Genomic DNA, 24,395 nt, shown 5'->3' on the forward strand with positions numbered 1-24,395 from the left:
ATGTAAGAGGATCGCCGACTTCCCTGTCCTGTTTCTCGGCCATGGAAAAACGGGAGCCCGCAGGCTCCCGTTTCATATTGCATGTCATCGGTGTCATGAGAGCACGGCGCCCAGACTGAGGCAGACCACGATCAGCACTGTCAGGATACCGAGCAGCGGCGCCACCCACTTCAGCCAGCGCACATAAGGCACCTTGGCGATGGCCAGACCGCCCATGACGACGGCGGAGGTCGGGGTCACCAGGTTCACCAGACCGGAGGCAGACTGATAAGCAGTCACCACCAGCTCGCGACCCACGTTGGCGAAGTCGGCCAGCGGCGCCATGATAGGCATGGTCAGCACGGCCAGACCGGAGGAGGACGGCACCAGGAAGGAGAGCACCACTTCCAGCACGAACATGACGTTGATGAACACCACTGTGGAGAGACCGGTCACTATCCCTTCTGCGCTGTGCAAAATGGTGTGAGTGATCATGCCGTTGTCCATCACCACCACGATACCGCGAGCGATACCAATGATCAGGGCCACACCCAGCAAGTCGCGGGCACCGTCGATGAAGTTGGTGGTCAGCTCCTCTTCACTCATGCGGGAGATGACACCGACTATGATGGCGGCGGCCAGGAAGACGCCGGAGATCTGCGCCATCCACCAGCCGAGCACGGCAACACCGTAAATCATCACGGCGAAGGCGGCGACGAAGATACCCAGCACTATCTTGCGAGTCAGAGTGAACTCCAGCATCTGGTCGCTCTTGTTGCCAAGGAAGTGAGCACGGTTCTCTTCCCACTTGTCAGCCACCAGGGATTTGCTGGGGTCGTTGCGCACCATCTTGGCGTAACGCATCACATAAGCCACGCACAGCAACCAGCCGGCCACCAGCATGGCGACGCGCAGCCAGATGCCGTCGGTGAAGGAGATGCCCGCCGCGTTGGCGGCAATGACGGTGGCGAACGGGTTGATGGTAGAACCCAGAGTACCGATACCGGCACCCAGCAACACGGTCGCAGCGGCCACTACCGGGTCGAAGCGGGCGGCCATCATCACGGGCACCAGCAAGGTGTAGAAGGGCAGCGACTCTTCGGCCATGCCGTAGATGGTGCCCCCTGCGGCGAACAACGCCATCAGGATCGGGATCATCCACTCTTCACGGCCACGCAGCCGATCGGTGACCCGTTCGATACCGGCATCGATGGCACCCGTCTTGGTCACAATGCCAAGAAAACCACCGATGATCAGGATGAAGAGGGAGACGTCGATGGCGCCTGCCTCATAAGTGTCGTGGTTGTAGAGACCATCGATAGGTGCCAGCAGCACGTCGACTATCCCCTGGGGATTCCCCTCTACCAGCTTGTAGGTTCCGGCCACCGGCACTTCCTTGCCGAGGGCGTCGTTCATGATCATGTCGTATTTGCCGGCTGGCACTACCCAGCTCAGGGCGGCCACCAAGGCGATCAGCACAAACAGTATGGTGTAGGCTGACGGGAACTTGAATTTGGTCATGGTCCAGCTTCCTTCTGTGGTGTGGTATCCATGCAAGCTGCGGGTTGTAGGGTTAGAGGTATTATGCCGCTGTCACATGGTCGAAAAGCCGGGGGTTGCCCCCCGGCACCACTACTGCGACCTTAGTCGCCCAGCGTAGCAACCATCACTGCCTTGATGGTGTGCATCCGGTTTTCGGCCTCGTCAAACACGATGCTGTGCTCTGATTCGAACACGTCCTCGGTCACTTCCAGACCTTTCATCCCATATTTGTCAGCCACTTCCTTGCCCATGGTGGTTTCATCGTTGTGAAACGCCGGCAGGCAGTGCATGAACTTCACATCCGGGTTCTTGGTGGCGTTGATGACGTCCATGTTGATCTGATATGGGGTCATCAGTTTCACCCTTTGATCCCAGGCTTCTTTTGCTTCACCCATGGATACCCAGACGTCGGTGTAGAGGAAGTCGGTGCCCATCACACCCTCTTTCACATCTTCGGTCAGGGTGATGCGAGCGCCTGTCTCTTCGGCGATCAGGCGGCACTTGGCAACCAGATCCTCTTCCGGCCAGAAGGCTTTCGGAGCGACCAGGCGAATATCCATGCCCATCTTGGCGGCACCGACCATCAGGGAGTTGCCCATGTTGTTGCGGGCATCACCCAGGTAGGCGAACTTGATTTGATCCAGACGTTTGCCCTTGCCGTGCTCCAGCATGGTCATGAAGTCGGCCAGGATCTGGGTTGGGTGGAATTCGTTGGTCAGGCCGTTCCAGACCGGGACACCGGCATAAGCGCCCAGCTCTTCCACGATCTCCTGGCCGTAGCCGCGGTATTCGATGCCGTCATACATGCGCCCCAGTACACGGGCGGTGTCCTTCATGGACTCCTTGTGACCAATCTGGGAACCGCTTGGGCCGAGGTAAGAGACTTGCGCGCCCTGGTCGAAGGCCGCCACTTCAAACGCACAGCGGGTGCGGGTGGAAGTCTTCTCGAAGATCAGGGCGATGTTCTTGCCGGTCAGGTGTTTGCGCTCATAGCCACCGTATTTGGCTTTTTTCAGGTCGATGGCGAGATCGATCATGTATTGGATTTCGCGTGGGGTGAAGTCCAGCAGTTTCAGGAAGTTACGGTTACGCAGATTAAAAGCCATGATGAGTTCTCTCTCTATATTTGTTCAGACCAAATAGGCAGTCGTGTTGGCTACGCATTCACAGTTCAAATTTGTTCGAGTCACATTCGGGTGCGCTATTGGCTACACACCCACGGTGCGAGTGGCGATGATATTGGTACCCGCCTCTCCCTTGAGGATGGCCAGACCATATTCCAGCGAGCCGATCCCGACCATGCCGCCGGTCGCTTTGACAAATTCACAGGACGCCTCAACCTTGGGCCCCATGGAACCGGCATCGAACTTGACGCCAGCCAGTTCATCCGGGCTGGTGACTCGCAGCGGATGCTGGGTCGGCTTGCCCCAATCCAGGTAGACGGCATCGGCATCGGTCAGGATCAGCAGGGCGTCGGCCTTGATCTGCTTGGCCAGATAGGCGGCAGACATGTCCTTGTCGATGACGGCTTCAATACCGGTCAGGCACTTGCCATCCCAGGTCACGGGAATGCCACCACCACCGGTACAGATGATGAGGTGTCCTTGTGCAATCAGGGTTTCGATGGCATCGCCTTCGACGATGCGCTGGGGCAGCGGTGACGGCACCACGCGGCGGAAGAACTTGCCGTCAGCCTTGACCACCCAGCGCTTCTCTTCAGCCAGGGCGCGGGCTTCCGCTTCCTCATAGACGGGGCCGATAAATTTGGTCGGATTGGCAAACGCCGGATCCTTGGGGTCAACCTGCACCTGAGTCAGCAGCGCTGTGACGTTGCGGCTCGGCATCAGATTTTTCAGCTCCTGGATCAGCATGTAGCCGATCATGCCCTGGGACTCGGCGCCCAGCACATCCAGGGGATAGGGAGACACCTTGGTATAGGCGCTGTTTTGCAGGGCAAGCAGGCCGACTTGCGGGCCGTTGCCGTGCACCAGTACCACGTTGTACTCCTGAGCTATCAGGGCGATGGTCTTGGCGGCGGTGGCGATGTTCTTGCGCTGGATATCCGCTTCAAGGGGCTCGCCACGACGGAGCAGGGCATTGCCACCCAGGGCGACGACGACAGTTGGTTTTTTCATGAGTGTTGATCTCGAGTCTTGATATGTGTGGCGCCAGCCTCTGCCGGCGCCATGCCGTCTTGTCAGATGCCGTCACGTTCCATCGGGCAGCTCATGCAGCGGGCGCCGCCGCGGCCACGACCCAGTTCTTCACCCGGAATGGAGAGCACTGTGATGCCGGCCTTGTCATATTTCTCGTTGGTGTAGGTGTTGCGCTCATACCCCACCACCACGCCAGGACGCACTGTCAGCACGTTGTTGGCATCATTCCACTGTTCGCGTTCGGCTTCGAAGCTGTCACCACCCGTGGTGATGAGCTTGAGCTGATCCACACCCAGCGCTTTTTCAATGGCGGAAACAAAGTAACCCTCTTCCTTGATGTTCATACCGGTGGCACCGCCCGGAGTCAGGCTCCAGCAGTTCACGTCCTTGCGGATGACTTCCGGATAGACGGAGAAGGTATCTATATCCATGTGGGTCATGACGGTATCCAAGTGCATGCAGCTGCGGTGTTTCGGCAGTTGCATGGCGATGACCTGTTTGGCCTGACCGTGTTTGAACAGGCTGCGAGCCAGGTGCTCGACCCCTTGCGGCGTGGTGCGCTCGGACATGCCGATGAGCACGGAGCCGCGACCGATCACCAACACATCTCCCCCTTCGATGGTGGAGTTGTCGTAGTCATGATCCTCATCACCGAAGTACTTGATGAAGTCCTGACCGGCAAACTGCGGGTGCCAGCGGTAGATGGCCTTCACATGGTTGGTTTCACGGCGACGGGCGGCCTTGGCCATGGGGTTGATGGAGACGCCACCGTAAACCCAGCAGGAGGTGTCACGGGTAAAGAGATGGTTCGGCAGAGGTTCAATGATGAAATCGGTCGGAGCGTGCATACCGACGACCATGTTGACGCCACTGTAAGGCATCTCTGAGTAGGTCAGGCCGCCGGAGAGGATGCGGGCCAGCTCACGGTGCGGCATGTCCGCCAGGAAGCAACGCACGTCATTGGCTAGAGAAGAGCCGAGACGATAATCGGAGACCTGATGTTGCAACAGCCAGGTTTTGGCTTCCGGTACATCCAGAGTTTCAGCCAACAGATTGGTCAGCAGGAAAACTTCGACATTCTGATCGCGCAGTACCTGAGCGAATTTGTCGTGCTCCTGACCGGCACGCTCAACGGACAGGACATCGTCAAACAGCAGATCCTGGCAGTTGGAGGGGGTCAGACGCTTCAGACTGAGGTTGGGGCGGTGCAGCATGACGCGGCGCAATTGGCCAACTTCAGAACCTACATAAAATTTGCTCATGATTATATTCCGTCTAGCAGTGGTCCCTGCGAGTGATTGAATAGATTCCTTCTATTCATGCTCGTGGCTAAGGCGGGATATTCTTTATGTAGGGTACTCAGCTTGTGTTCTATCCTGCCCTTGCCTTTCGAGACCGAGGTTAGACCTGCAAATCACGCCAAACTTGGACATTGATCACATTCAGCCAGAACTGAATAAAACCACAGTTTATTCTTTGACGAGCATAACAGAACTGACAATCTCCCATTCAAGAGAACCGCTTGAATAAGCAATTTCCTACACTTTAATTTCATATTTCAGCTTATTTCATTCATTTTAAATCTCGATAGCGCAAAACAAACCAAAACAAAAAACACTTGTTTTTCATACACATAAATAGAAATTCTTAATCTATTGAATTTAATATTCAAAAAAATGAATTCTTCACTGATTTTAAAGGGAGGGATACCAAGATAAATAGTCATAACCGGATCGCTCGCTGAATAATCCTCTTCTTGTCCCAGATCATGGCATTGTGCCAGACCCGCCAGCACAGGCCTGTGCCGCAAGCTATCAGTGACATACCTTTTATATGGATATGCACAAAACCAGCATCTTGGTCATGCATTTTTCACCGCCCCTGCCACACCCTCTTTTCAAACTTTTTTCATTAGTTGAATTTATTTCGCAACCTTGCGTCACAGGCCGACTCGACTTAACTCAGAAAGTGATCCGGATCACGCCCTGTTCTGTCACCAAGGAGATAGTCATGAAGATCAAGTCCCTGTTTCTGCTTGCCGCCCTGGTTCTGCCCGCAACACCGTCCCTGGTCAGCGCACAAGGCGCCCCTGCCATCCCCATGGTGGTCTGCCACGTGGACAAGGCACCCCAGATGCTGGTCCCCGAGTATGTGTGTCAGTGGTACGGAGGTCGTCAGCACTACTGAGTGTGAAAGCCAGGAGGAGCCCGGCTCCTCTTGGCTTGTCATGCATCAACCCCCTCCTATACTCAAGGCAGCTATTTTTCATAGGGATAGGGGACTGTCATGATCCTGCTGGTCGGTGGTGAGAAGGGTGGGAGCGGCAAGAGTTGCCTGGCTCAGAATCTGGCAGTCGACCTCAGAACCCGGTTTCATGGCGAAGTGTTATTGGTCGATTGTGACCCCCAGCGCACCACCTCCGACTGGATCCAGGAGCGCAACGACAATCCGGAGCTGCCACAAATCAACTGCGTACAGCTCTATGGCAATATTCGCAACGACCTGCTCAGCCTGAAGAACCGCTACGATTACGTCATCGTCGACTGCGGTGGTCAGGATAACCGGGCTCTGCGCTCCACCATGGCGGTGGCCACCCATGCCCTGATCCCGCTTAGACCCAAGCGCCGCGACCTCAAGACGTTGCCGCACATGGAAGACCTCATCACCACCTGCAAGATGGTCAATCCCACACTCAAGGCTGCCGTTGTACTGACCCAGTGCCCTGCTCTGCCCAACCAGGTAAAACGCATTCTGGAGGCCAAGGAGGTCTGCTCCTCGTTCGGGGTCGATGTACTCAACGCCATCACCTACAGCCGCAACGTCTATGACGACAGCGAAGAGAAGGGGCTCTCCGTCATGGAGATCGAGCCAGATGGCAAGTCGGCCGAAGAGATCCGGACCATCGCCAAAGAGTTTTTGGAGCTGGAGGTGTGAAATGGGCCTTGCCGACCTGAAGAAGAAGCACAATCTGCATCATCAGAAGAAATTCACCATCGACGAGTTTATCGAGGATGCGGATTTCTACGCCAAGGGCAAACCCAAAGTAGTCAGTCTTGAGCTGAGCCTGCATCGGGATGAAGCCCTGACGGCGCTCGCCTTTATCGAGCGTGGCGAACACCTGAAACCCAGCTATAAAAAGGCAACTTTCTCCCTGAGTACGGCGGCCATCGACGAGCTGGGCAACCTGACCCAGCAGGACGGTATGAACAAATCCCTGCTGTTGCGCCTGTTCACCCACTATTTCTCCTCTCTTAGCCCGGAAGAGCGCCAAACCATCTATGAGCGGCTGCAAGAGCACAACTGAATCTCACCCTATTGGCAACTATTATCATCCCCCTGCTCACCTGTAGTGACTCCCTCTCTACTTCCTGAACCCGAGTTAAATAGAGTGTGAGACATTCGCCATTGACTGCGTAAGCCAGGCGCCTGAAAAGACCCCGCGATAGTCGGAAGACAGGATCGAAAAACCTGAACAAAAAATTAATAACATAATGATTTTAAAAACAAAAAAACCATAAAGGTTTCCTTCGTAACCAGATCGGTAAAAACGTTTTTCACTCTGCCGTTGTCGTCCCTCCTGAAATCCTTATAGTTACTCCTGCACGGACGCAATGAAGTCGGTCAGGAAGACTGGCTGCCAGGGTTGGGCAAATGGACTCACCACAGGATGTGGTAAAGGACACCTCCCAGGACGGAGAAAGTGCGACGGGAACGGATGACTCGTCAGGCCATGATGGCTAAAGGACACCCCAAAGGATTGGGAAGGGGAAACCTAAAGGAAGAGGTATAGTCAGGGATTGCAGGGAGCAACTTCGTTCAAGGATATGAGCGATAAGACTATCGGGGGCGACGCAAGTCGCCCCCATCTTTTTGGCCTTTTTTTACCTCGGCCACACCATAGCGCTATTACGCCAGTCGGAAGTGCCCCACGATTTCTCTCAGCCGATCATAAGTCTTCTGCATCGACGCCGAGCTTGCCACCGTCTCTTCCCCGTTGCTGGTCAGCTGACGGATCACCTCGGCAATGGCACTCATGTTGCGATTGATCTCTTCCGCTACCGCACTCTGCTGCTCGGCAGCTGTGGCAATGTGGCTGATGAGATCGTTGATCTCCACCACTTCACCCGCCATCAAGTCCAGCGACTCGTTTACCTTGGTGGTGTTCTCGGCAGCTCCCTGACAACTCTGCTTGGTGTTGCTCATGGCATCCACCACTGTCTGGGTTCCCCGCTGCAAGCTGGCCAGCATGGTCTGGATTTCGGCCGTGCTCTTCTGGGTGCGGGCAGCCAGCGAGCGCACCTCGTCCGCCACCACCGCAAAACCCCGTCCCTGTTCACCGGCGCGAGCCGCCTCTATGGCAGCGTTGAGTGCCAACAGGTTGGTTTGCTCGGCAATGCTGCCAATTACCCCAAGCACTGAACCAATCTGCTGCACATCCTGCTGCATGGCTTCGATGGATCGCGCCGTCGCCGCCACCTCGTCCACCAGCGCCATCACGCTGGCCATGGCCTGATCGACTACCTGACGGGATTGATCCGCCAGCTGCTGGCTCTGACCGGTGAGCTGGGCGGTGCTGGCGGCACTCTCCGAGACGGAAACCGCAGTGCGACTCATCTCATTGATGGCCGTCACCACCTGTTCGGTCTCACGCACATGATCCGCCAGCAAGGATTGAGCAGCACCGGTCTGGGTGGCCAATCCTTCGATGCCGGTATTGAGCTGACCACTCGCCCCCTGCACCTCTCTCATCATCTCCTGCAGACGCTCGATGAAGCGGTTGATACCGGCCGAGATCTGGCCCAGGTCATCCTTGCTCGTCACGGCCAGTCTGCGGGTCAGGTCGCCGCTGCCGCGAGAAAGCTCCAGCACCAGATCCCGCAACGAGAGGATGGGACGATAGGCCACATTGAGCGCCAGCATGGCCAGCACCAGCACCAGGACAGCCACCGCCAGCAGGGCCATGACAATCTTGCCGTTGAGTGCCTGGGTCATGGCGCGGATATAGTCGAGATCGACATAACCGGTCAGGGTCCAGCTGCTGCCACGAATATCCAGCTGATTGGGGCGAGACTCGCTCTCTCCCTGCGGCTTGCTGCTGTAGAGCACATTGCCCTGACCGTCAGCAAGGGAGAAGTAGCGCCCTTCCCCGCTCACTTTCTCCAGCAGATGCTTGAACTCGCTCATATCGAGGTAATAAAGGTAGGCAGAATCGGCACCGCGCGGCACCAGTATGGTAATGACCGGCTTGCCATCCACCTGTTGTAACGGGCTGATGGTGATCTGGTTGTTGGCTTCGGGGATCAGCTTGCGCAGGGCATCCACCTTGGCCGCATCATTGATGACACCGCCCACGTCGAACGCCATGTCGCCGATCACCTTGACGATGTTGTGAAATCCGGTCTCTTGCAGAGTCTTCTTGACGTTGGTCACGCCGAAGTTGAGGTTGGCCGCCAGCAGGATTTTCTGATTGATGTCTCCCGCCAGCTTCTCTTTGACGAGCACTATCTGTTCATTGATGTTCTGGGTGGACTGGGTTCGAATGTAACCACTGATGAAGTGATTCACACTGAACCAGGCGGTGCCGATGGTGACCAGAATGGCCAATAGCAGCAAGAGGTAAATCTTGACCTTGAATGGCATGGGTTCCCTCCAGAAGGGAGGGCCGGCAATGCCAACCCTCCCTGCCAATTGTTATTTCTTCTTGGCGTACTTCATGGAGTCCAGAGCCACCGCCAGTATGATGATGCCGCCCTTGATGATGAACTGCCAGTAAGGGCTGACTCCAATATAGGTCAGGCCGTAGTTGATCAGGGTGAAGATGAGCACCCCTGTGATCACGCCGGCAACCGTCCCCACACCACCGGCGAACGAAACCCCACCCACCACGCAGGCTGCGATGGCATCCAGCTCGTACATGAAGCCCAGGTTGTTGGTGGCACTGCCTACACGGCCCGCTTCCAGCATGCCGCCGAAGGCGTAGAAGACACCGGCCAGGGCATAGATCATCACCAGGTTGACCGCCACATTGACACCGGAAACCTTGGCGGCCTCGGGGTTGCCGCCGATGGCGAAGATGTTTTTGCCAAAGCGGGTCTTGTTCCACAGCACCCAGACAAAGACGCTGGCGATGGCCGCATAGAAGGTGAGATACGAAAGCTTGAACCCCCCTATCCGGATAAAGCCCTGCGCGAAACTCGAGAAGCGGGGGTCAAAACCGGCCACCGGCGAGGCACCCACGGAGTCAAAGTAGAGGGAGTTGATGCCGTAGACGATGATCATGGTACCCAGGGTGGTAATGAACGGGGTTACGTTCAGATAGGCCACGATCAGACCGTTAACCAGCCCGATCAACGCCCCCACGGCACACACCAGCAGGATCACCACGGGAATAGGCACTTCCCCCAGGCTGGGAAACACCTTGTTGACGTTGGTCAGCGCCTGCAACATGGTCGCCGCAATCAGCGCCGCCAGACCGACCTGACGACCGGCCGACAGATCCGTACCCTGGGTGATAATAATGCCCGCCACCCCCAGCGCTATGATGACCCGCACCGAGGACTGGGTAAGGATATTGCTGAAGTTGGTGAGGCTCAGGAAGGATGGCTCCTGGATCACTATGACCATGAGCAGCACCAGCAACACCAAGTAGATGGCGTTTTCCTTGAGCGCCTGCATCAGATTGAAATTTTTAGCCGACTCCATAAATGTCTTCCTGTCTCTAGAGGTACAGAGATGCCAGGCGCAATATCTCGCTCTGGTCAGTTTCTTTGGTGTTGACGATCCCGGCGACCCGGCCATTGCTCATCACCATGATGCGATCCGTGATCCCGAGCAGCTCGGGCATTTCAGACGAGATGATGATGATGCCCTTGTCCTTCTTCGCCAGCTCCAGGATGAGCTGGTAGATCTCGAACTTGGCCCCCACGTCGATGCCGCGGGTCGGTTCATCCAGCATCAGGATCTCCGGCTGGGTCAGCAGCCAGCGGCCGATAATGACCTTCTGCTGGTTGCCACCGGAGAGGGAGCCGATCTGCGTCTGCTGGGTCGGCGTCTTGACCCGCATGGCGTCGATGACCCACTGGGTGTCGCTCTTCATCTTGTTGTTGCTGAGCAGCCCCATGGAGCCCTTATAGCTGTCCATGTTGGCAATCAGGGAGTTGAAGGCGATATCGAGGCGCGAATAGATACCAGTGGAGCGGCGTTCTTCCGTCACCAGGGCGAAACCGTTCAAGATGGCCTCGTGCGCCGTATGATTCGCCACTACCTTGCCGTGCAGCTTGATGGCACCCGCACTGTGGTCGCGAATGCCGAACAGGGTTTCTACTATGTCGGTGCGCTTGGCCCCCACCAGCCCTGCGATGCCGAGGATCTCCCCCTTGTGCAGGTTGAAGGTCACGTCCTGGATGGAGGGCTGGTTTTTGGCCGTCAGATGCTCGACCTCGAGGATCACCTCTTTGGGCTGGTTGGTTTTTTCCGGGAAGCGCTGGGTCAGCTCGCGACCGACCATCATGCCGATGATCTGATCCATGGTCATGCCCTTGAGCGGCTGGGTTGCCACCCACTGGCCATCCCGCAATATGGTGATCTCGTCACACAGCTGGAAGATCTCTTCCATCTTGTGGGAGATATAGACGATGCCGCAGCCCTTCTCTTTCAGCTTATTGATGATCTTGAAGAGGTGGTTTACCTCTTTCTCGGTCAGGGAGGAGGTAGGCTCGTCCATGATGACGATCTTGGCGTCATAGGAGAATGCCTTGGCGATCTCGATCATCTGCATCTGGGACACGGAGAGCGTGCCCACCTTGACCTTGGGATCGATATCGATATCCAGCTCGTCAAAGATGCGCTTGGTGTCGTCATACATCTTGCCGTGGTCGACAAACCAGCCCTTGGTGGGATAGCGACCTAGCCACATGTTGTCCATCACGGTGCGCTGCAATACCAGGTTGAGCTCCTGATGCACCATGGAGACGCCATTTTCCAGCGCCTCTTTGGAGGAGGTGAAATTGACCTCCTGCCCCTTGAAGAAAATCTTGCCCTGATCCTTTTCATAGATGCCGAACAGGCACTTGAGCAGCGTGGATTTCCCCGCCCCGTTCTCGCCCATCAACGCATGCACAGAATGAGGACGGACCCGTAAATTGACATTATCGAGTGCCTTGACGCCGGGAAAGCTTTTACTGACGTCAATCATCTCCAACAGCCATTCTGATTGTTGCTGTGTTGTCATATCAGCCATCACATCTGGTTGAAAAAAGGGCAAGGGGATCTCCCTTGCCCTGGAGGAGGGAGTTACTCGAATTGAGACAGGTTGTCTTTATCCACACCCACGTAGGCAACACGTACGACCTTGTCGACGATAGTCCACTGGGTACCTTCACCGGCCGGCTTGCCTTCAGCCAGATTCTTGGTCAGCTCGAAGGTGGCCTTGGCCTGGTTGGCTGCATCGTTCAGCACTGTCCCCGCCATGGCACCGCTCTTGACCATGGCCAGCGCCTCGGGCAGCGCATCGACGCCGAACACCGGAATGGCGGTCTTGCCCTGGGCTTTCAGTGACTCGACGGCGCCCATCGCCATGCCGTCGTTGTTGGCAATGACCACTTCAATCTTGTTGGCGTTGGGGCCGGAGATCCAGGCATCCATCTTGTCCTTGGCCATGGCGGTATCCCACATACCTGTATCCATGTGCAGCTGCTCCGTCTTGAGACCGCCATCGTTCAGGGTCTTGACGACGTAGGAGGTGCGGGCTTCGGCATCCGGGTGGCCCGGCTCGCCCTTGAGCAGCACGAACTGGATGACGCCATCCTTGTTCAGATCCCACTCGGGATGGGCTTGCCAGTGTTTGGCGATCAGCTGACCCTGAATGATGCCTGACTCCTTGGAGTCGGTACCCACGTAGTAAGCCTTCTCATAGCTGGCCAGATCGGCAGTGCTCGGCTCCTTGTTGTAGAAGACGACCGGAATATCTTCGCCACGGGCCTTCTCAATCACGACAGGGGCAGCCGCCGGGTCAACCAGGTTGATCGCCAGGGCCTTCACGCCCTTGGCCAGCAGCACGTCGATCTGATCGTTCTGCTTGGACTGGTCATTCTGGGAGTCATTCATCAGCAGCTCCACACCCGGGTTTGCCGCTGCTTCCTTCTCGATGGCCTTGCGTACCACAGCCATAAAGTTGTCGTCGTACTTGTAGACGGTAACCCCCAAACGGGTTTCGGCATGGGCAGTGGCCCCTGCCATCAGGCTCATCAGTACGGCGGCAACTGTCGTGATTTTTTTCATTGTTATGCTCCGATCTCTCTATCTGTTTTTGTAGGGAATGCTGTACACCAATTGAACTGGCGCCAGCCTAATGTAATCAGTTTGTTGTATGCCGGTCTGTGATCATGGCAACAAAATGAAAACGTTTACACTCTGTTACATAGCAATAAACTCATTAAAAATCATGGCGTTGAAGTTAACCCTGCTTGGTGAGGACCTGAACGTGCCTTTTCGCTACCTATGAACAGGTCAGATTCAGCGTAGAACACAGCTCCAATAGTAGCTCCCTGGCTGCAACCAATATTCCGGTCGCACGCTCTGGCTCCAGGAGTCATCGCCACCCACTCCCATATGAAAACCATCGAGACAGAGGTGCAGGCCTCCCTGCGCCACCAGATCGGTCTGATGGCGCGCCAGGGTTAACTGCTGCTGACTGTAGCGACTGACGCTGAAGTGGAACTGCCCTTCGAACGTCAGGTCCCCCAGCAACAGTTGGCGCGTCTCACAACGCAGTCCGTTGTCGGTCGGGAACACATAAGGGGTGTGCAGAGCCGTCAGAGGCAACTGCCAGCGACCGAGATCAGCGCCAAGCAGGCGATCCGGATAGTTCTCATGGGGGCCGCGGCCCAGCCAGCTCACCTCATTGAACTCATGGTTCACTCCTTCATCCAGCCAGAGCCTGGCACCGATGCGGGGCAGCGATGGCATGTCTGCGGCGACCTCCACCCTGATGGTGAGCCCCATGGCACCATCGGCGCCAAAGCTGTGCTGCCAGCGGGTCGACAGCTTGAGCGCCTCGTTGACGAAGTAACCGTGGGTGACCACCACACAGCCCTGATGAGCATTGACCTCCAACCCGAGACAGCGATGCTGCAGATGGTTGAGCCCTGCCCTTTCCCAACGGGCAATCCAGGCGTTGGGATCGGTGTGATCCGCTTCGCTGGTACCTATGTCGTTGTCCAGCGGCGCGCGATAGAAGTGATCGACAATGGCCCCCCTCAGTCGCTCGCGGCCATGTTTCTGCCAACTGCGGATGCGGCCGCTGCTTTTGTCCAGTTGCCACTCGCAGCCAGCCGCGCAGACAAGCCAGTGATCCGGCTGCTCGCTTATCGCGGCGGGGTTAAACGCCGCCGGAATCGCCATGGGCGTTGGCAGCATAAATTGCTGGTGCGCCACCTCATGCTCCGGCTCGGCCCAGGCAGTAACTGCGGGTTGCACTATGGCCAGCTCCAGCCAGGCGAGGGAGCCTGCCGCAAAGGCTGGCAGCGTATCCAGCAAGGTCAGCGCCACGCTGGCCCGAGGTGCGAGAGTGAGTGGGCATTCCCCCTCCAGAACGACAACGCCGTTCTCGCACAGTCGCCAGCGCAGCAATTCGTTATCCGTGGTACGGAACAGGTATTCACTGTCGATCCCCACCACCAGGGGATGCTGGCTCAGCAATGTCAGCTCGAAAAATTGCTGGGCCCGCTTTGCCTCGAACAGGGCGGGATGGGGCGCCCTGTCCGGAAACAGCAGGCCGTTGCAGCAGAACTGGCGATCGTTGGGCTGGTCGCCGAAGTCACCGCCGTAAGCCCAATAGTGGCGGCCATCGCCGGTCTGCTTGTCGAGCCCCTGATCCACCCAATCCCACACGAAGCCGCCCTGCAGCCTGGGATGATCACGAAACGCCTGCCAGTAGTGGGCAAAGCCCCCCAGGCTGTTGCCCATGGCATGGGCGTATTCACACAAGATGAGTGGCCGGGTCTCGCCCGGCAGGCCGATCCACTTGGCCAGCGCCCACTTGGGCACGGCCGGGAAGGGTTGATCCTGATGGGTACGGGCATACATGGGGCAGATGATGTCGGTAGCGGCCGTGTCTGCCCCGCCCCCTTCGTACTGGACCGGACGACTCGGATCACTGCGCTTGAGCCAGCCATACATGGCGTCGTGGGCAGGGCCATAGCCGGATTCGTTGCCCAGTGACCAGATGATGATGGAGGGGTGGTTGAAGTCGCGCGCCACCATGCGGGTGACCCGCTCCAGAAACGCGCTACTCCAGGCGGGATCCTGCGCCAGTCGCCCCATGGGCACCATGCCGTGGGTCTCCAGGTTCGCCTCGTCCACCACGTAGAGACCGAGCCGATCGCACAGGCGATAAAAGTCAGGATGATTGGGGTAGTGGGAGCAGCGCACCGCGTTGAAGTTGTGCTGTTTCATCAACCGCAGATCCTGCTCCATGGCGGCAGGGGTCATCACATGGCCCAGGGCTGCGTCGTGCTCGTGGCGGTTGGCGCCGCGAATGAGCAGAGGCTGGCCATTGACCCGCAGCAGACCGTCACGGATCTCCACCGCCCGGAAGCCCACGTCATGGGCCTCGCTCTCGATGGGCACGCCCTGTTCATCCAGCAGGGTCAGGGTCAGGGTCAGTCGATAAAGGTGGGGCGTCTCGGCGCTCCACTTGTGCGGCGCCGCTACCTCCAGCCATAGCTCGGCCCTGTCTGTGTAAGCGCCCTTCTCGTCGATGGCGCCAGTGCCCAGCAGCTGGCGCCGGTCGGCGATCAGCGTCTCACCGAAATAGAGCTTGGCCTCCACCGCCAGCCCGGCGCCCTCATTGACTTGCAACTCCACCTTGAGGCGAGCATCCCGATAACAGGCATCCAGCACGGGTGTCAGCCGCACGTCCATCAGATGGCGCTCGGGTTTGTGCAGCAGGCTGACGGAACGGAAAATCCCGCCGAGGCGCCACATGTCCTGATCTTCCAGATAGGAGCCATCAGACCAGCGCAGCACCAGCACCGCCAACCGGTTGCGACCGGCATTGAGGTATGGACTCAGATCGAATTCGGCAGGCAGCCGGCTGTCCTGGGAATAACCGATCCAGCGGCCGTTGCAGAACAGGTAGAAGGCGCTGTCCACCCCGTCGAAGATGATGCGGGTCTGGCCGCTGGCCAGCCAGTCGGCGGGCAACTCGAACTCGCGGGAGTAACAGCCGGTCGGATTGTCTGCTGGTACCCGGGGCGGGTCACAGGGGAAGGGATACTTGATATTGGTGTAGATGGGACCGTCTGTGGCGGGACGTGACGCCGGATAGGCGGCATCCAGCTGCCAGTTGCCGGGCACTGAGATGGCACAGGCATCCGCCAGATCCTGCTCTAGCCACTGCTCAGGCACGAACTCCGGAGCCTCGAAGAAGGAGAAACGCCATTCGCCATCCAGCAGCAACCGTGACGGTGAGGCGAGAGCGGCACGGGCATCCGCCTCACTGCGCCAGCTGAACAAGGGGGTATGAGCCGCCAGACGATTCACCGATGTAATCGCCTGGGTCTGCCAATCCTGACGGGCCACTATCTCCCTGAGCATCTTTTTTCTCTCCCTGCATCGACGCTGAAAACCTATGCAGTGTAGGGGAGTTTTGTCCAGGGATCGGCGATCTCGCTCACACAGATGTAAACGATTACACTCATTGTGTTAAGTAAAACAGGGTAAAAAATCGCTAAATGAAGGTAAAAATGAGCTCCGCCGGATCGCCCACCTGAAAAAGGGCGATCCGGGACAGGAAACTGACGGAAACAGGAGGGGTCAGGCTCGAACGGGTGCCACAGAGTGACGATTGATCAGCGTCGGGGTGTAAATGCGGCTCTGCACAGCTTCACTTTCACCCGCAGCCAGCTGCAACGCCAGCTTGGCTGCCTGGGCCGCCATCAGTTCGATGGGATAACGCATGGTGGAAAGCTTGGGCCTCAGGTATCGGGCGTAGATGATGTCATCGAAGCCCACCACCGAGACCTCCTCAGGCACCTTGAGGCCGTTGTCAGCCAGCACTGAGATGGCCCCCGCCGCCATGGCATCGTTGTAGGCAACCACGGCCGTGATGGACTGCCCTTTGGCCAGCAGGTTGAGCATGGCACGCTCCCCCCCCTCCTCGTTGGGCATGCCGCTCTCGACCAGCTCAGGATCGGCGCGCAGCCCAGCCTCGGTCAAGGCATCCTGGTAACCCTGCAACCGCAAGGTAGCATCCTCGATGGCGTGGTCCGAGCTGAGAAAAGCGATATGCCGGTGGCCCAGCTCCAGCAGATGCCGGGTCGCAGTGGCGGCCCCCTGTCGATTATTGAGAGCGATGCAGCGCCCCTTCAAGGCAGGAATGTCGCGATTGATCAGCACCATGCCGGGCACCCGCAGGGCGTAGTCGATCAACTCCTCGTCACTCAACGCCTTGCTGTGTACCACCAGCGCCTCGCACCGCTTGCCGATCAGCAAGTCGATGGATTCGCGCTCTTGCTGCGCCCTGTGAAAACCATTACCCATCAGCAGGTGCAATCCCTGCTCCACTGCCACCGCAGCGACCCCCTTGATCAGGGCACCGAAGAAGGGATCTGCCACGTCACCCACCAGCACGCCCATGGTGTCACAGGTCTTGCTGACCAGTGCTCGGGCGTTGGCGTTGGGGGTATAGCCCAACTCGGCCATGGCTTTTTGTACCACCTCGCGAGAAGCGGCACTGGCCTTGGGTGAGTTGTTCATCACCCGTGAAACCGTTGCCACAGATACATTGGCCAAACGGGCGACATCCTTGATGGTACTCATGCTGTTTTCACTTATTTCACAGTTCAAGACGGAGCCATTATACCGGGCATCATCAGTGATAACAGGGGAAAAAGCCAAGTCGTGTCATTTATGACCACACGCGCAGGTGTAATCGTTTACACGCTTTTGTTAAGCAGTTCACAGTTTGCTCGTCAGGGGCTCGGCTAAACTCCTTCACAGGCTTTTTTCAGCATGGAGAAGAGGATGAAAGTACTGGTCACCGGTGGTTGCGGCTATATTGGCAGCCACACCTGCCTGGCCCTGCAGGCCGCTGGGATTGAGCCTGTGGTGGTGGATAATCTCTGCAACAGCAAGGTGGGCGTGCTGGCCCGCATCGCCGCCATCAGCGGGCGGGCCCCCCTCTTCTATCAGGGGGACATACGTGACCCGGCACTGCTGGATCGTATCTTCGCCGAACAGCAGATAGAAGCAGTGATCCATTTTGCCGCCCTCAAGGCGGTCGGTGAATCAACCCGCCTTCCCCTCGAATACTATGAAAACAACCTCGCTGGCACCCTCACCCTGCTGCAGGCGATGAAACGCGCGGGGGTCAACAGCCTGGTCTTCAGCTCCTCGGCCACCGTCTATGGTGATCCGGCCAGCACGCCCATCCGGGAAGATTTCCCCCGCAGCGCCACCAATCCCTATGGTCGATCAAAACTGATCATCGAAGAGATCCTCGAGGATCTGCACCGGGCCGAACCGCACTGGAGCATGACGCTGCTGCGCTACTTCAACCCGGTCGGGGCCCACGAGTCCGGCACCATGGGGGAAGATCCCCAGGGTATCCCCAACAATCTGATGCCCTTTCTGACCCAGGTCGCCATCGGTCGTCGTGACTGTCTCTCTGTCTTTGGGAACGATTACCCCACCATAGATGGCACTGGCGTGCGCGATTACATCCATGTGATGGATGTCGCCGAGGGGCATGTCAAAGCGCTGCAACATTGCGCCCGTCAGGGCGGCGTACATACCTACAACCTGGGCACGGGCCAGGGCCAGAGCGTGCTGCAGATGGTCGCAGCGTTCGAAGCCGCTTCCGGTCAACCGCTACCCTGCCGCATCGAACCCCGGCGCCCTGGCGACATAGCCGAGTGCTGGGCCGACCCGAGCAAAGCAGAGCGCGAGCTGAACTGGCGCGCCAACCGGGATCTCGCAACCATGTGCGCCGACAGCTGGCGCTGGCAATCCAGAAATCCACAGGGGTACGAGGCGTAAGCATGCACAGCGCCGCTCGCCCTCTCTTCCAGGCCACGTTGGCGGCCACCCCATCCATTTCATCAGGTAATGAGGAGTGATGATGTTCAACCCGGTTGATCACCCCCACCGTCGTTTCAACCCGCTGACCGGTCAATATGTGCTGGTCTCCCCCCACAGGGCCAAGCGTCCCTGGCAGGGTCAGGTCGAGAAGGTCAGTCAGGCGCCGAGCCAATCCCACGATCCGGATTGCTTCCTCTGTGCGGGCAACCAGCGCGTCACCGGCGACAAGAACCCGGACTATCAGGGCACCTTCGTCTTCACCAACGACTTCGCCGCCCTGATGCAAGACACACCGGCCACCCGCGGCGACCAGGATCCCCTGCTGAAACTGGAAGCCGCCCGCGGCACCAGCCGGGTCATCTGCTTCTCGCCGGATCACGGCAAGACACTGCCCGAACTGCCGCTGCCCGCCATAGAGGCAGTGATCACCACCTGGATGGAACAGGTGGCCGAGCTGTCGAGCCAGTGGCAATGGGTGCAGGTGTTTGAAAACAAGGGCGCCGTCATGGGCTGCTCCAACCCCCATCCCCATGGCCAGCTCTGGGGCAGTGACTTTCTGCCCAACGAGATCGCCCGCGAAGAGCAGCACCAGCGCGACTGGCTGGCCGAGCACGGTCGCCCGCTGCTGGTCGAATATGTGGAGCGGGAGCTGGCGGATCGCAGCCGCATCGTAGTGGAAACAGCACACTGGCTGGCAGTCGTTCCTTTCTGGGCCGCCTGGCCGTTCGAAACCCTGCTGCTGCCAAAGACCCATGTGCCCTCCCTGCTCGGCCTCACCCCCGAGCTGCAGCAGGATCTGGCGGTGGCGCTCAAGGAGCTCACCAGCCGTTACGACAATCTGTTCGAGTGCAGCTTTCCCTACTCCATGGGCTGGCACTTCGCCCCGCCCCATTCAGACTGCCCCGAGGCCTGGCAACTGCACGCCCACTTCTATCCGCCGCTGTTGCGCTCTGCCACAGTGCGCAAATTTATGGTGGGCTTCGAGATGCTGGCAGAGACCCAGCGAGATCTGACGCCGGAACAAGCGGCAGAACGACTTCGCGCACTCAGTCCAATTCACTACAAACACACCAGCCAAGCCAATGAGGAGGCCCTATGACCCCCAGCCAACGCGTCAGCGCCGTTTTTGTCGAGCAGTTCGAACAGCAACCTGACCTGCTGGTGCGCGCCCCCGGCCGCGTCAACCTCATCGGCGAACACACCGACTACAACGACGGTTTCGTACTGCCCTGTGCCATCGACTACGAAACCTGCGTCGCTATCGGTCTGCGCAGCGACAGTCAGGTGCAGGTGATCGCCGCCGATTACGACAACCAGCGCGACCGGTTCGACCTGCACCAGCCCATAGAGCACCACCCCAGCCAACGCTGGAGCGACTATGTACGCGGTGTGGTGAAGTACCTGCAGGAGCGCGGCCAGGCCTTGCACGGCCTCAATCTGGTGGTCTCGGGCAATGTGCCGCAGGGGGCGGGCCTTTCATCGTCCGCCTCGCTGGAAGTGGCCATAGGCCAGGCTTTCAAGGAGGCGCTGGGGCTTCACATCAGCCAGGCCGAGATTGCCCTCAACGGTCAGCAGGCGGAGAACCAGTTCGTCGGTTGCAACTGCGGCATCATGGATCAAATGATCTCCGCCAGCGGCAAGCAGGATCATGCCCTGCTGATCGACTGCCGCTCGCTCGAAACCCGCCTCATCCCCATGCCATCCGATCTGGCGGTGCTGATCGTCAACTCCAACGTGCGCCGCGGTCTGGTGGACAGCGAGTACAACACCCGCCGCCAGCAGTGTGAAACTGCCGCCCGCCACTACGGGGTCAAGGCACTGCGGGATTTGGACTTGGCTGCACTGGAAGCAGGCAAAGCCGGACTGGATGAGGTCTGTTACCGCCGCGCCCGCCACGTGGTGGGCGACAATACCCGTACTCTGGCCGCCGCCGATGCGCTGGAGTCCGGCGACCTGGTACGCCTCGGCCAACTGATGGCCGAGTCCCACGCCGCCATGCGCGATGACTTCGAAATCACCGTGCCCCCCATCGACGGTCTGGTGGAGATCATCAAAGCCAGGCTTGGCCGCGAGGGCGGTGTACGGATGACCGGCGGCGGCTTCGGTGGCTGCGTGGTTGCCCTGCTGCGCCCGGCGCAGGTCGCCGAGGTGATTGCCGCCGTCGACGCCGAGTACCCGGCCCGCTTCGGCATCAAGGCCGACAGCTATGTCTGCCGCGCCAGTGCAGGAGCGGGCAAGCTATGACAGCCTTCACTCCCCATGACGGCATGCACCCGATCATCACGACTGACAGCCATGTCTGCCGTACCCATACAGGCACAGGGGCAGGCAAGCCATGACACCATTCGAGCTGGAAAATGAAGAAGGGCTGCGCCTGCGCGGCCTCGATTTTGGCGCCACCCTCACCTCCCTCACCCTGCCGGTGGCAGGCTCACGGCGTGAAGTGCTGCTGGGCTGCGCCGATGAAGCCTATCCCGCACAACAGGTGTGGCTGGGCGCCGTCGCAGGCCGTTTTGCCAACCGCATCGGCGGGGCAGCGCTGGTACGTGATGGCCAGCACTGGGCTCTGGATGCCAATCAGCCGCCTCACTGCCTGCACGGTGGACAGGAGGGGTTTCATCACAGGATCTGGCAGATCAAGGAACAGGAATCGGATCGGGTCAAACTCGTCCTGCTGTCAAAGGCAGGGGATCAGGGCTTTCCCGGCAACTTGCGGGTGACGATGGAGTATCGACTGGAACAGTACGACCTGGTGGTGGAGTTCAGAGCCAGCACAGATGCCCCCACTCCAGTCAGCCTCACCAGCCATGCCTATTTCAATCTGGACGGGGACAGCAAGGGCGGCGATGTGCGCGACCATGCCATCAGTCTCAATGCCGACTACTTCCTGCCTACCGACGGCAGCGGCCTGCCGCTGACCATTGTGCCAGTGGAAGGTCCCTTCGATCTGCGGGTTGCACGTCCCATAGGCCTGGATTGGCTGAGCCACCCCCAGCAACGGCAGGCCAAGGGGTACGATCACGCTTTTCTCCTCAATGGTCCTGAACAGGGGCGAGCAGCGCAGGTGGTGTCGGGGGATAAACAGCTGACGATGGAGGTCTATACCAACCAGCCTTCGTTGCAGTTCTACACCGGCAACTGGCTGGCCAACACGCCGAACCGCAGCGGTCAGCCCCATCAGGATTACGACGGCTTTTGCCTTGAAGCGCAGCAGCTGCCAGACAGTCCCAACCGGCCAGCGCTCGGTGATCCCTGGCTGCTGCCGGGCCAGCACTATCATCACCAGACCCGTTACCGTTTTATCCCCGCAGACTAAAACAGGTGCTGGTGGCGTCATTCTCCCGACCGCCCCTCTGTCAGGGGAGGAACCGGCTGACACCCCCTCTGTCAGGGAAGCGCTTTGTGTGCGCCCTTTCTTCCGGCAAGGGTGGGAGCTTTGGCCAACGACACCGGGCATGACAGCACACTGACAGTTATCGAGCCGATTCAGGAGTCTTTATGGATGACAACTACCTGGCCGCCCCCGACCGTTACCAGCGCCAACCCTATCGATCCGTCGGCCGCCACGGCCTGCGCCTGCCCAGCATAGGGCTGGGGCTGTGGCACAACTTCGGCGAGGGCAGAGATCCCGCCAGGGTGAAGGCCATGGTGCATCAGGCATTCGATCTGGGCATCACCCACTTCGATCTGGCCAACAACTACGGGCCGCCCCCCGGCTCCGCCGAGACCACCTTCGGCCGCGTGCTCAAGGGCAGTCTGGCCCCCTACAGAGACGAGCTGATCATTGCCAGCAAGGCGGGTTATGTGATGTGGGACGGCCCTTACGGCGACGGCGGCAGCGCCAAGTATCTGTTTGCCAGCCTGCATCAGAGTCTGCGCCGGCTCGGACTCGACTACCTGGACATCTTCTATCACCACAGGCCGGATCCCCGCACCCCGCTGGAAGAAACCTGCCAGGCACTGGCGCTCATGGTGCGTCAGGGCAAGGCGCTCTATGTCGGTCTTTCCAACTATCCGGCCGAACTGGCCGCCCGGGCGGCGAACCGGCTGGCCGAACTAGGGACCCCCCTGCCTTGTCAATCAGCTCAAATACTCCCTGTTCCAGCGGGAAATAGAGGCCGAAACCCTGCCGGTCTGCCGTGAGCAAGGCGTGGGAGTGGTGGCCTTTTCGCCACTGGCTGGCGGCCTGCTCAGCGACCGTTATCTGGCGGGCATACCGGCGGATTCCCGTGCCGCCAGCGGTAGCCCCTTTCTCAAGCCGGAACAGATCACTCCGGACAAGCTGGCCAGGATCCGGGCCCTGCACACCCTGGCGCAGCAGCGAGGACAGGATCTGTCACAACTGGCGCTGCAGTGGGTGCTGCGCGATCCCGTGGTGAGCTGCGCCCTGATTGGCGCCAGCAGCCCCCAGCAAATAGTGAACGCTGTCAATGCCCTCGCCTTACCCCCGCTGGATGAGCCGTTGCAACGGCAGATAGAGACGACCTTGGCATGACCCTCTCCCGCCGCCGCTCTTGCAAGGGGGGAGGAACCACTGCTGCATCGGCGTGGACAAGAGGGGCGTGATGGCGGCACCTTCCCCGAGAGATGGCCCCCCTCCCCTGACAAGGGAGGGGCAGGGTGGGATCTGGCAACCCTGTATGACGACAGTCCCTCACAGCACCCCAATATTTTCTGGTTGCCTGCCCGGTTTTCCTCCATCATTGGCCACCCCGACCCAGCTCGGGGCTGACCTTATCCGGACCAATCAACCAAGAGATCTGAACCATGACAGAGTCTTACGCCCTGTTTGTCGCCTTTGTGCTGGGCATAGTAGAGGGCCTGACCGAGTTTCTGCCCGTTTCCTCGACCGGCCACATGATCATCGTCGGCCACCTGCTGGGCTTCGAAGGGCCCAAGGCCGCCACCTTCGAAGTGGTGATCCAGATGGGCTCCATTCTCGCTGTCGTGGCCGTCTTCTGGCGCCGCCTGTTTGGCTTGATTGGCATCCACTTTGGCCAGAAACCACCTCAGGATCACGCCACCCTCTCCCTGGTGCACATCATCCTCGGCATGCTGCCCGCCGTGATCATCGGCTTGGGGATTCACAGCTGGATCAAGGCCAACCTGTTCGGACCGGAAACCGTGATGTACGCCCTGGTTGCCGGCGGCATCTTGCTGATCATCGCCGAGAAGTTTCGTCCGGCGGTACGCTCCGAGACCCTGGATGACATCAGCTACAAGCAGGCGTTCGGCATAGGTCTGTTCCAGTGTCTGGCGCTCTGGCCCGGTTTCTCCCGCTCCGGTGCCACCATCAGCGGCGGCATGCTGATGGGGATCAGCCGTCAGGCAGCGGCCGAGTTCTCCTTCATTCTGGCGGTGCCCATGATGGTGGCGGCAAGCGGGCTGGATCTCTACAAGAGCCGCGACCTCCTCTCCATGGCCGACTTTCCCATGTTTGCGGTGGGGTTCATCACTGCCTTCGTGGTCGCCATGATTGCCATCAAGACCTTCCTGGCGCTGATCCGTCGCCTCGACTTCATCCCGTTCGCCATCTACCGCTTTATCGTAGCCTTCGCCGTCTACCTGGTGTTTGTTGCCTGATGACAGGCAAATAGCCGAATGAAAAAGGGACCTTTCGGTCCCTTTTTCTATTGC

The 24,395-nt window shown here is 58.9% G+C and carries 18 protein-coding genes and 1 pseudogene; 9 read left to right on the forward strand and 10 right to left on the reverse strand.

Annotated elements, in window-relative coordinates; all coding sequences use genetic code 11:
• Positions 1 to 93: 93 nt before the first annotated feature.
• From AACX78_RS20270 to arcA, 4 genes are all read right to left on the reverse strand, one after another.
• Positions 94 to 1,500: a YfcC family protein gene (locus AACX78_RS20270; RefSeq protein WP_005318432.1), complete on the reverse strand. Its 1,407-nt coding sequence runs from the start codon at positions 1,498 to 1,500 to the stop codon at positions 94 to 96.
• Positions 1,501 to 1,622: 122 nt separating this feature from the next.
• Positions 1,623 to 2,627 carry an ornithine carbamoyltransferase gene (gene argF, locus AACX78_RS20275; RefSeq protein WP_159167229.1) on the reverse strand — a complete coding sequence of 335 codons (1,005 nt, stop codon included), beginning with the start codon at positions 2,625 to 2,627 and terminating at the stop codon, positions 1,623 to 1,625.
• Between the two features lie 102 nt (positions 2,628 to 2,729).
• Positions 2,730 to 3,656 (reverse strand): carbamate kinase, encoded by a 927-nt coding sequence (gene arcC, locus AACX78_RS20280; RefSeq protein WP_159167230.1) that lies wholly within the window; start codon positions 3,654 to 3,656, stop codon positions 2,730 to 2,732.
• Positions 3,657 to 3,718: 62 nt separating this feature from the next.
• Positions 3,719 to 4,939 carry an arginine deiminase gene (gene arcA / locus AACX78_RS20285; RefSeq protein ID WP_058395113.1) on the reverse strand — a complete coding sequence of 407 codons (1,221 nt, stop codon included), beginning with the start codon at positions 4,937 to 4,939 and terminating at the stop codon, positions 3,719 to 3,721.
• Between the two features lie 748 nt (positions 4,940 to 5,687).
• Between arcA and AACX78_RS20290 the strand changes: the two genes are divergently transcribed.
• From AACX78_RS20290 to AACX78_RS20300, 3 genes are all read left to right on the forward strand, one after another.
• A complete protein-coding gene (locus AACX78_RS20290) occupies positions 5,688 to 5,864 on the forward strand; it encodes a hypothetical protein (protein WP_005318424.1) in 177 nt (58 codons plus the stop codon).
• Positions 5,865 to 5,963: 99 nt separating this feature from the next.
• On the forward strand, positions 5,964 to 6,611 hold the full coding sequence (locus tag AACX78_RS20295; protein WP_159167231.1) for an AAA family ATPase: 648 nt from the start codon (positions 5,964 to 5,966) through the stop codon (positions 6,609 to 6,611).
• Between the two features lies 1 nt (position 6,612).
• Positions 6,613 to 6,981 (forward strand): hypothetical protein, encoded by a 369-nt coding sequence (locus AACX78_RS20300; RefSeq protein WP_005318419.1) that lies wholly within the window; start codon positions 6,613 to 6,615, stop codon positions 6,979 to 6,981.
• 602 nt (positions 6,982 to 7,583) lie between these two features.
• On the opposite strand, the gene AACX78_RS20305 is transcribed toward AACX78_RS20300, so the two are convergent.
• From AACX78_RS20305 to AACX78_RS20330, 6 genes are all read right to left on the reverse strand, one after another.
• Positions 7,584 to 9,317: a methyl-accepting chemotaxis protein gene (locus tag AACX78_RS20305; RefSeq protein WP_159167232.1), complete on the reverse strand. Its 1,734-nt coding sequence runs from the start codon at positions 9,315 to 9,317 to the stop codon at positions 7,584 to 7,586.
• A 51-nt stretch (positions 9,318 to 9,368) separates the two neighbouring features.
• Positions 9,369 to 10,379 (reverse strand): galactose/methyl galactoside ABC transporter permease MglC, encoded by a 1,011-nt coding sequence (gene mglC / locus AACX78_RS20310; RefSeq protein WP_017412477.1) that lies wholly within the window; start codon positions 10,377 to 10,379, stop codon positions 9,369 to 9,371.
• A 16-nt stretch (positions 10,380 to 10,395) separates the two neighbouring features.
• The gene (gene mglA / locus AACX78_RS20315; protein ID WP_021141103.1) at positions 10,396 to 11,916 is read right to left on the reverse strand and encodes a galactose/methyl galactoside ABC transporter ATP-binding protein MglA; all 1,521 of its coding nucleotides are present in this window, start codon (positions 11,914 to 11,916) and stop codon (positions 10,396 to 10,398) included.
• Between the two features lie 53 nt (positions 11,917 to 11,969).
• A complete protein-coding gene (gene mglB, locus AACX78_RS20320; protein WP_059111830.1) occupies positions 11,970 to 12,956 on the reverse strand; it encodes a galactose/glucose ABC transporter substrate-binding protein MglB in 987 nt (328 codons plus the stop codon).
• Positions 12,957 to 13,190: 234 nt separating this feature from the next.
• Complete coding sequence (locus AACX78_RS20325; RefSeq protein WP_159167233.1) at positions 13,191 to 16,274, reverse strand: beta-galactosidase; 3,084 nt, start codon at positions 16,272 to 16,274, stop codon at positions 13,191 to 13,193.
• A 219-nt stretch (positions 16,275 to 16,493) separates the two neighbouring features.
• Entirely contained in the window at positions 16,494 to 17,498 is a 1,005-nt protein-coding gene (locus AACX78_RS20330) for a substrate-binding domain-containing protein (protein WP_159167234.1), read from the reverse strand.
• 204 nt (positions 17,499 to 17,702) lie between these two features.
• Between AACX78_RS20330 and galE the strand changes: the two genes are divergently transcribed.
• The 6 genes and pseudogenes from galE (at position 17,703) to bacA (ending at position 24,341) form a co-directional block, all read left to right on the forward strand.
• Positions 17,703 to 18,716 (forward strand): UDP-glucose 4-epimerase GalE, encoded by a 1,014-nt coding sequence (galE, locus tag AACX78_RS20335; protein WP_159167235.1) that lies wholly within the window; start codon positions 17,703 to 17,705, stop codon positions 18,714 to 18,716.
• 82 nt (positions 18,717 to 18,798) lie between these two features.
• On the forward strand, positions 18,799 to 19,857 hold the full coding sequence (locus tag AACX78_RS20340; RefSeq protein WP_087757450.1) for a UDP-glucose--hexose-1-phosphate uridylyltransferase: 1,059 nt from the start codon (positions 18,799 to 18,801) through the stop codon (positions 19,855 to 19,857).
• Complete coding sequence (gene galK, locus AACX78_RS20345) at positions 19,854 to 21,002, forward strand: galactokinase (RefSeq protein ID WP_159167236.1); 1,149 nt, start codon at positions 19,854 to 19,856, stop codon at positions 21,000 to 21,002. Before AACX78_RS20340 ends, galK begins: the two co-directional genes overlap by 4 nt.
• 91 nt (positions 21,003 to 21,093) lie before the next feature.
• A complete protein-coding gene (gene galM / locus AACX78_RS20350; protein WP_159167237.1) occupies positions 21,094 to 22,074 on the forward strand; it encodes a galactose-1-epimerase in 981 nt (326 codons plus the stop codon).
• A 182-nt stretch (positions 22,075 to 22,256) separates the two neighbouring features.
• Positions 22,257 to 23,253, forward strand: a pseudogene (locus AACX78_RS20355) (aldo/keto reductase).
• A gap of 272 nt (positions 23,254 to 23,525) precedes the next feature.
• Entirely contained in the window at positions 23,526 to 24,341 is an 816-nt protein-coding gene (bacA, locus tag AACX78_RS20360) for an undecaprenyl-diphosphate phosphatase (protein ID WP_021141140.1), read from the forward strand.
• The last annotated feature ends 54 nt before the right edge of the window (positions 24,342 to 24,395 follow it).

This window comes from Aeromonas sp. 9A, from assembly GCF_963900955.1.
Classification (GTDB): domain Bacteria; phylum Pseudomonadota; class Gammaproteobacteria; order Enterobacterales; family Aeromonadaceae; genus Aeromonas; species Aeromonas salmonicida.

What these genes read in the sequence shown, in the direction of transcription:
- galM (WP_159167237.1), top strand. Translation starts at nt 21,094, where the DNA reads ATGACACCATTCGAGCTGGAAAATGAAGAAGGGCTGCGCCTGCGCGGC.
- AACX78_RS20330 (WP_159167234.1), bottom strand. Translation starts at nt 17,498, where the DNA reads ATGAGTACCATCAAGGATGTCGCCCGTTTGGCCAATGTATCTGTGGCA.
- AACX78_RS20325 (WP_159167233.1), bottom strand. Translation starts at nt 16,274, where the DNA reads ATGCTCAGGGAGATAGTGGCCCGTCAGGATTGGCAGACCCAGGCGATT.
- mglA (WP_021141103.1), bottom strand. Translation starts at nt 11,916, where the DNA reads ATGGCTGATATGACAACACAGCAACAATCAGAATGGCTGTTGGAGATG.
- galE (WP_159167235.1), top strand. Translation starts at nt 17,703, where the DNA reads ATGAAAGTACTGGTCACCGGTGGTTGCGGCTATATTGGCAGCCACACC.
- bacA (WP_021141140.1), top strand. Translation starts at nt 23,526, where the DNA reads ATGACAGAGTCTTACGCCCTGTTTGTCGCCTTTGTGCTGGGCATAGTA.
- AACX78_RS20270 (WP_005318432.1), bottom strand. Translation starts at nt 1,500, where the DNA reads ATGACCAAATTCAAGTTCCCGTCAGCCTACACCATACTGTTTGTGCTG.
- galK (WP_159167236.1), top strand. Translation starts at nt 19,854, where the DNA reads ATGACCCCCAGCCAACGCGTCAGCGCCGTTTTTGTCGAGCAGTTCGAA.
- AACX78_RS20290 (WP_005318424.1), top strand. Translation starts at nt 5,688, where the DNA reads ATGAAGATCAAGTCCCTGTTTCTGCTTGCCGCCCTGGTTCTGCCCGCA.
- arcA (WP_058395113.1), bottom strand. Translation starts at nt 4,939, where the DNA reads ATGAGCAAATTTTATGTAGGTTCTGAAGTTGGCCAATTGCGCCGCGTC.
- AACX78_RS20295 (WP_159167231.1), top strand. Translation starts at nt 5,964, where the DNA reads ATGATCCTGCTGGTCGGTGGTGAGAAGGGTGGGAGCGGCAAGAGTTGC.
- arcC (WP_159167230.1), bottom strand. Translation starts at nt 3,656, where the DNA reads ATGAAAAAACCAACTGTCGTCGTCGCCCTGGGTGGCAATGCCCTGCTC.
- mglC (WP_017412477.1), bottom strand. Translation starts at nt 10,379, where the DNA reads ATGGAGTCGGCTAAAAATTTCAATCTGATGCAGGCGCTCAAGGAAAAC.
- argF (WP_159167229.1), bottom strand. Translation starts at nt 2,627, where the DNA reads ATGGCTTTTAATCTGCGTAACCGTAACTTCCTGAAACTGCTGGACTTC.
- AACX78_RS20305 (WP_159167232.1), bottom strand. Translation starts at nt 9,317, where the DNA reads ATGCCATTCAAGGTCAAGATTTACCTCTTGCTGCTATTGGCCATTCTG.
- AACX78_RS20340 (WP_087757450.1), top strand. Translation starts at nt 18,799, where the DNA reads ATGTTCAACCCGGTTGATCACCCCCACCGTCGTTTCAACCCGCTGACC.
- mglB (WP_059111830.1), bottom strand. Translation starts at nt 12,956, where the DNA reads ATGAAAAAAATCACGACAGTTGCCGCCGTACTGATGAGCCTGATGGCA.
- AACX78_RS20300 (WP_005318419.1), top strand. Translation starts at nt 6,613, where the DNA reads ATGGGCCTTGCCGACCTGAAGAAGAAGCACAATCTGCATCATCAGAAG.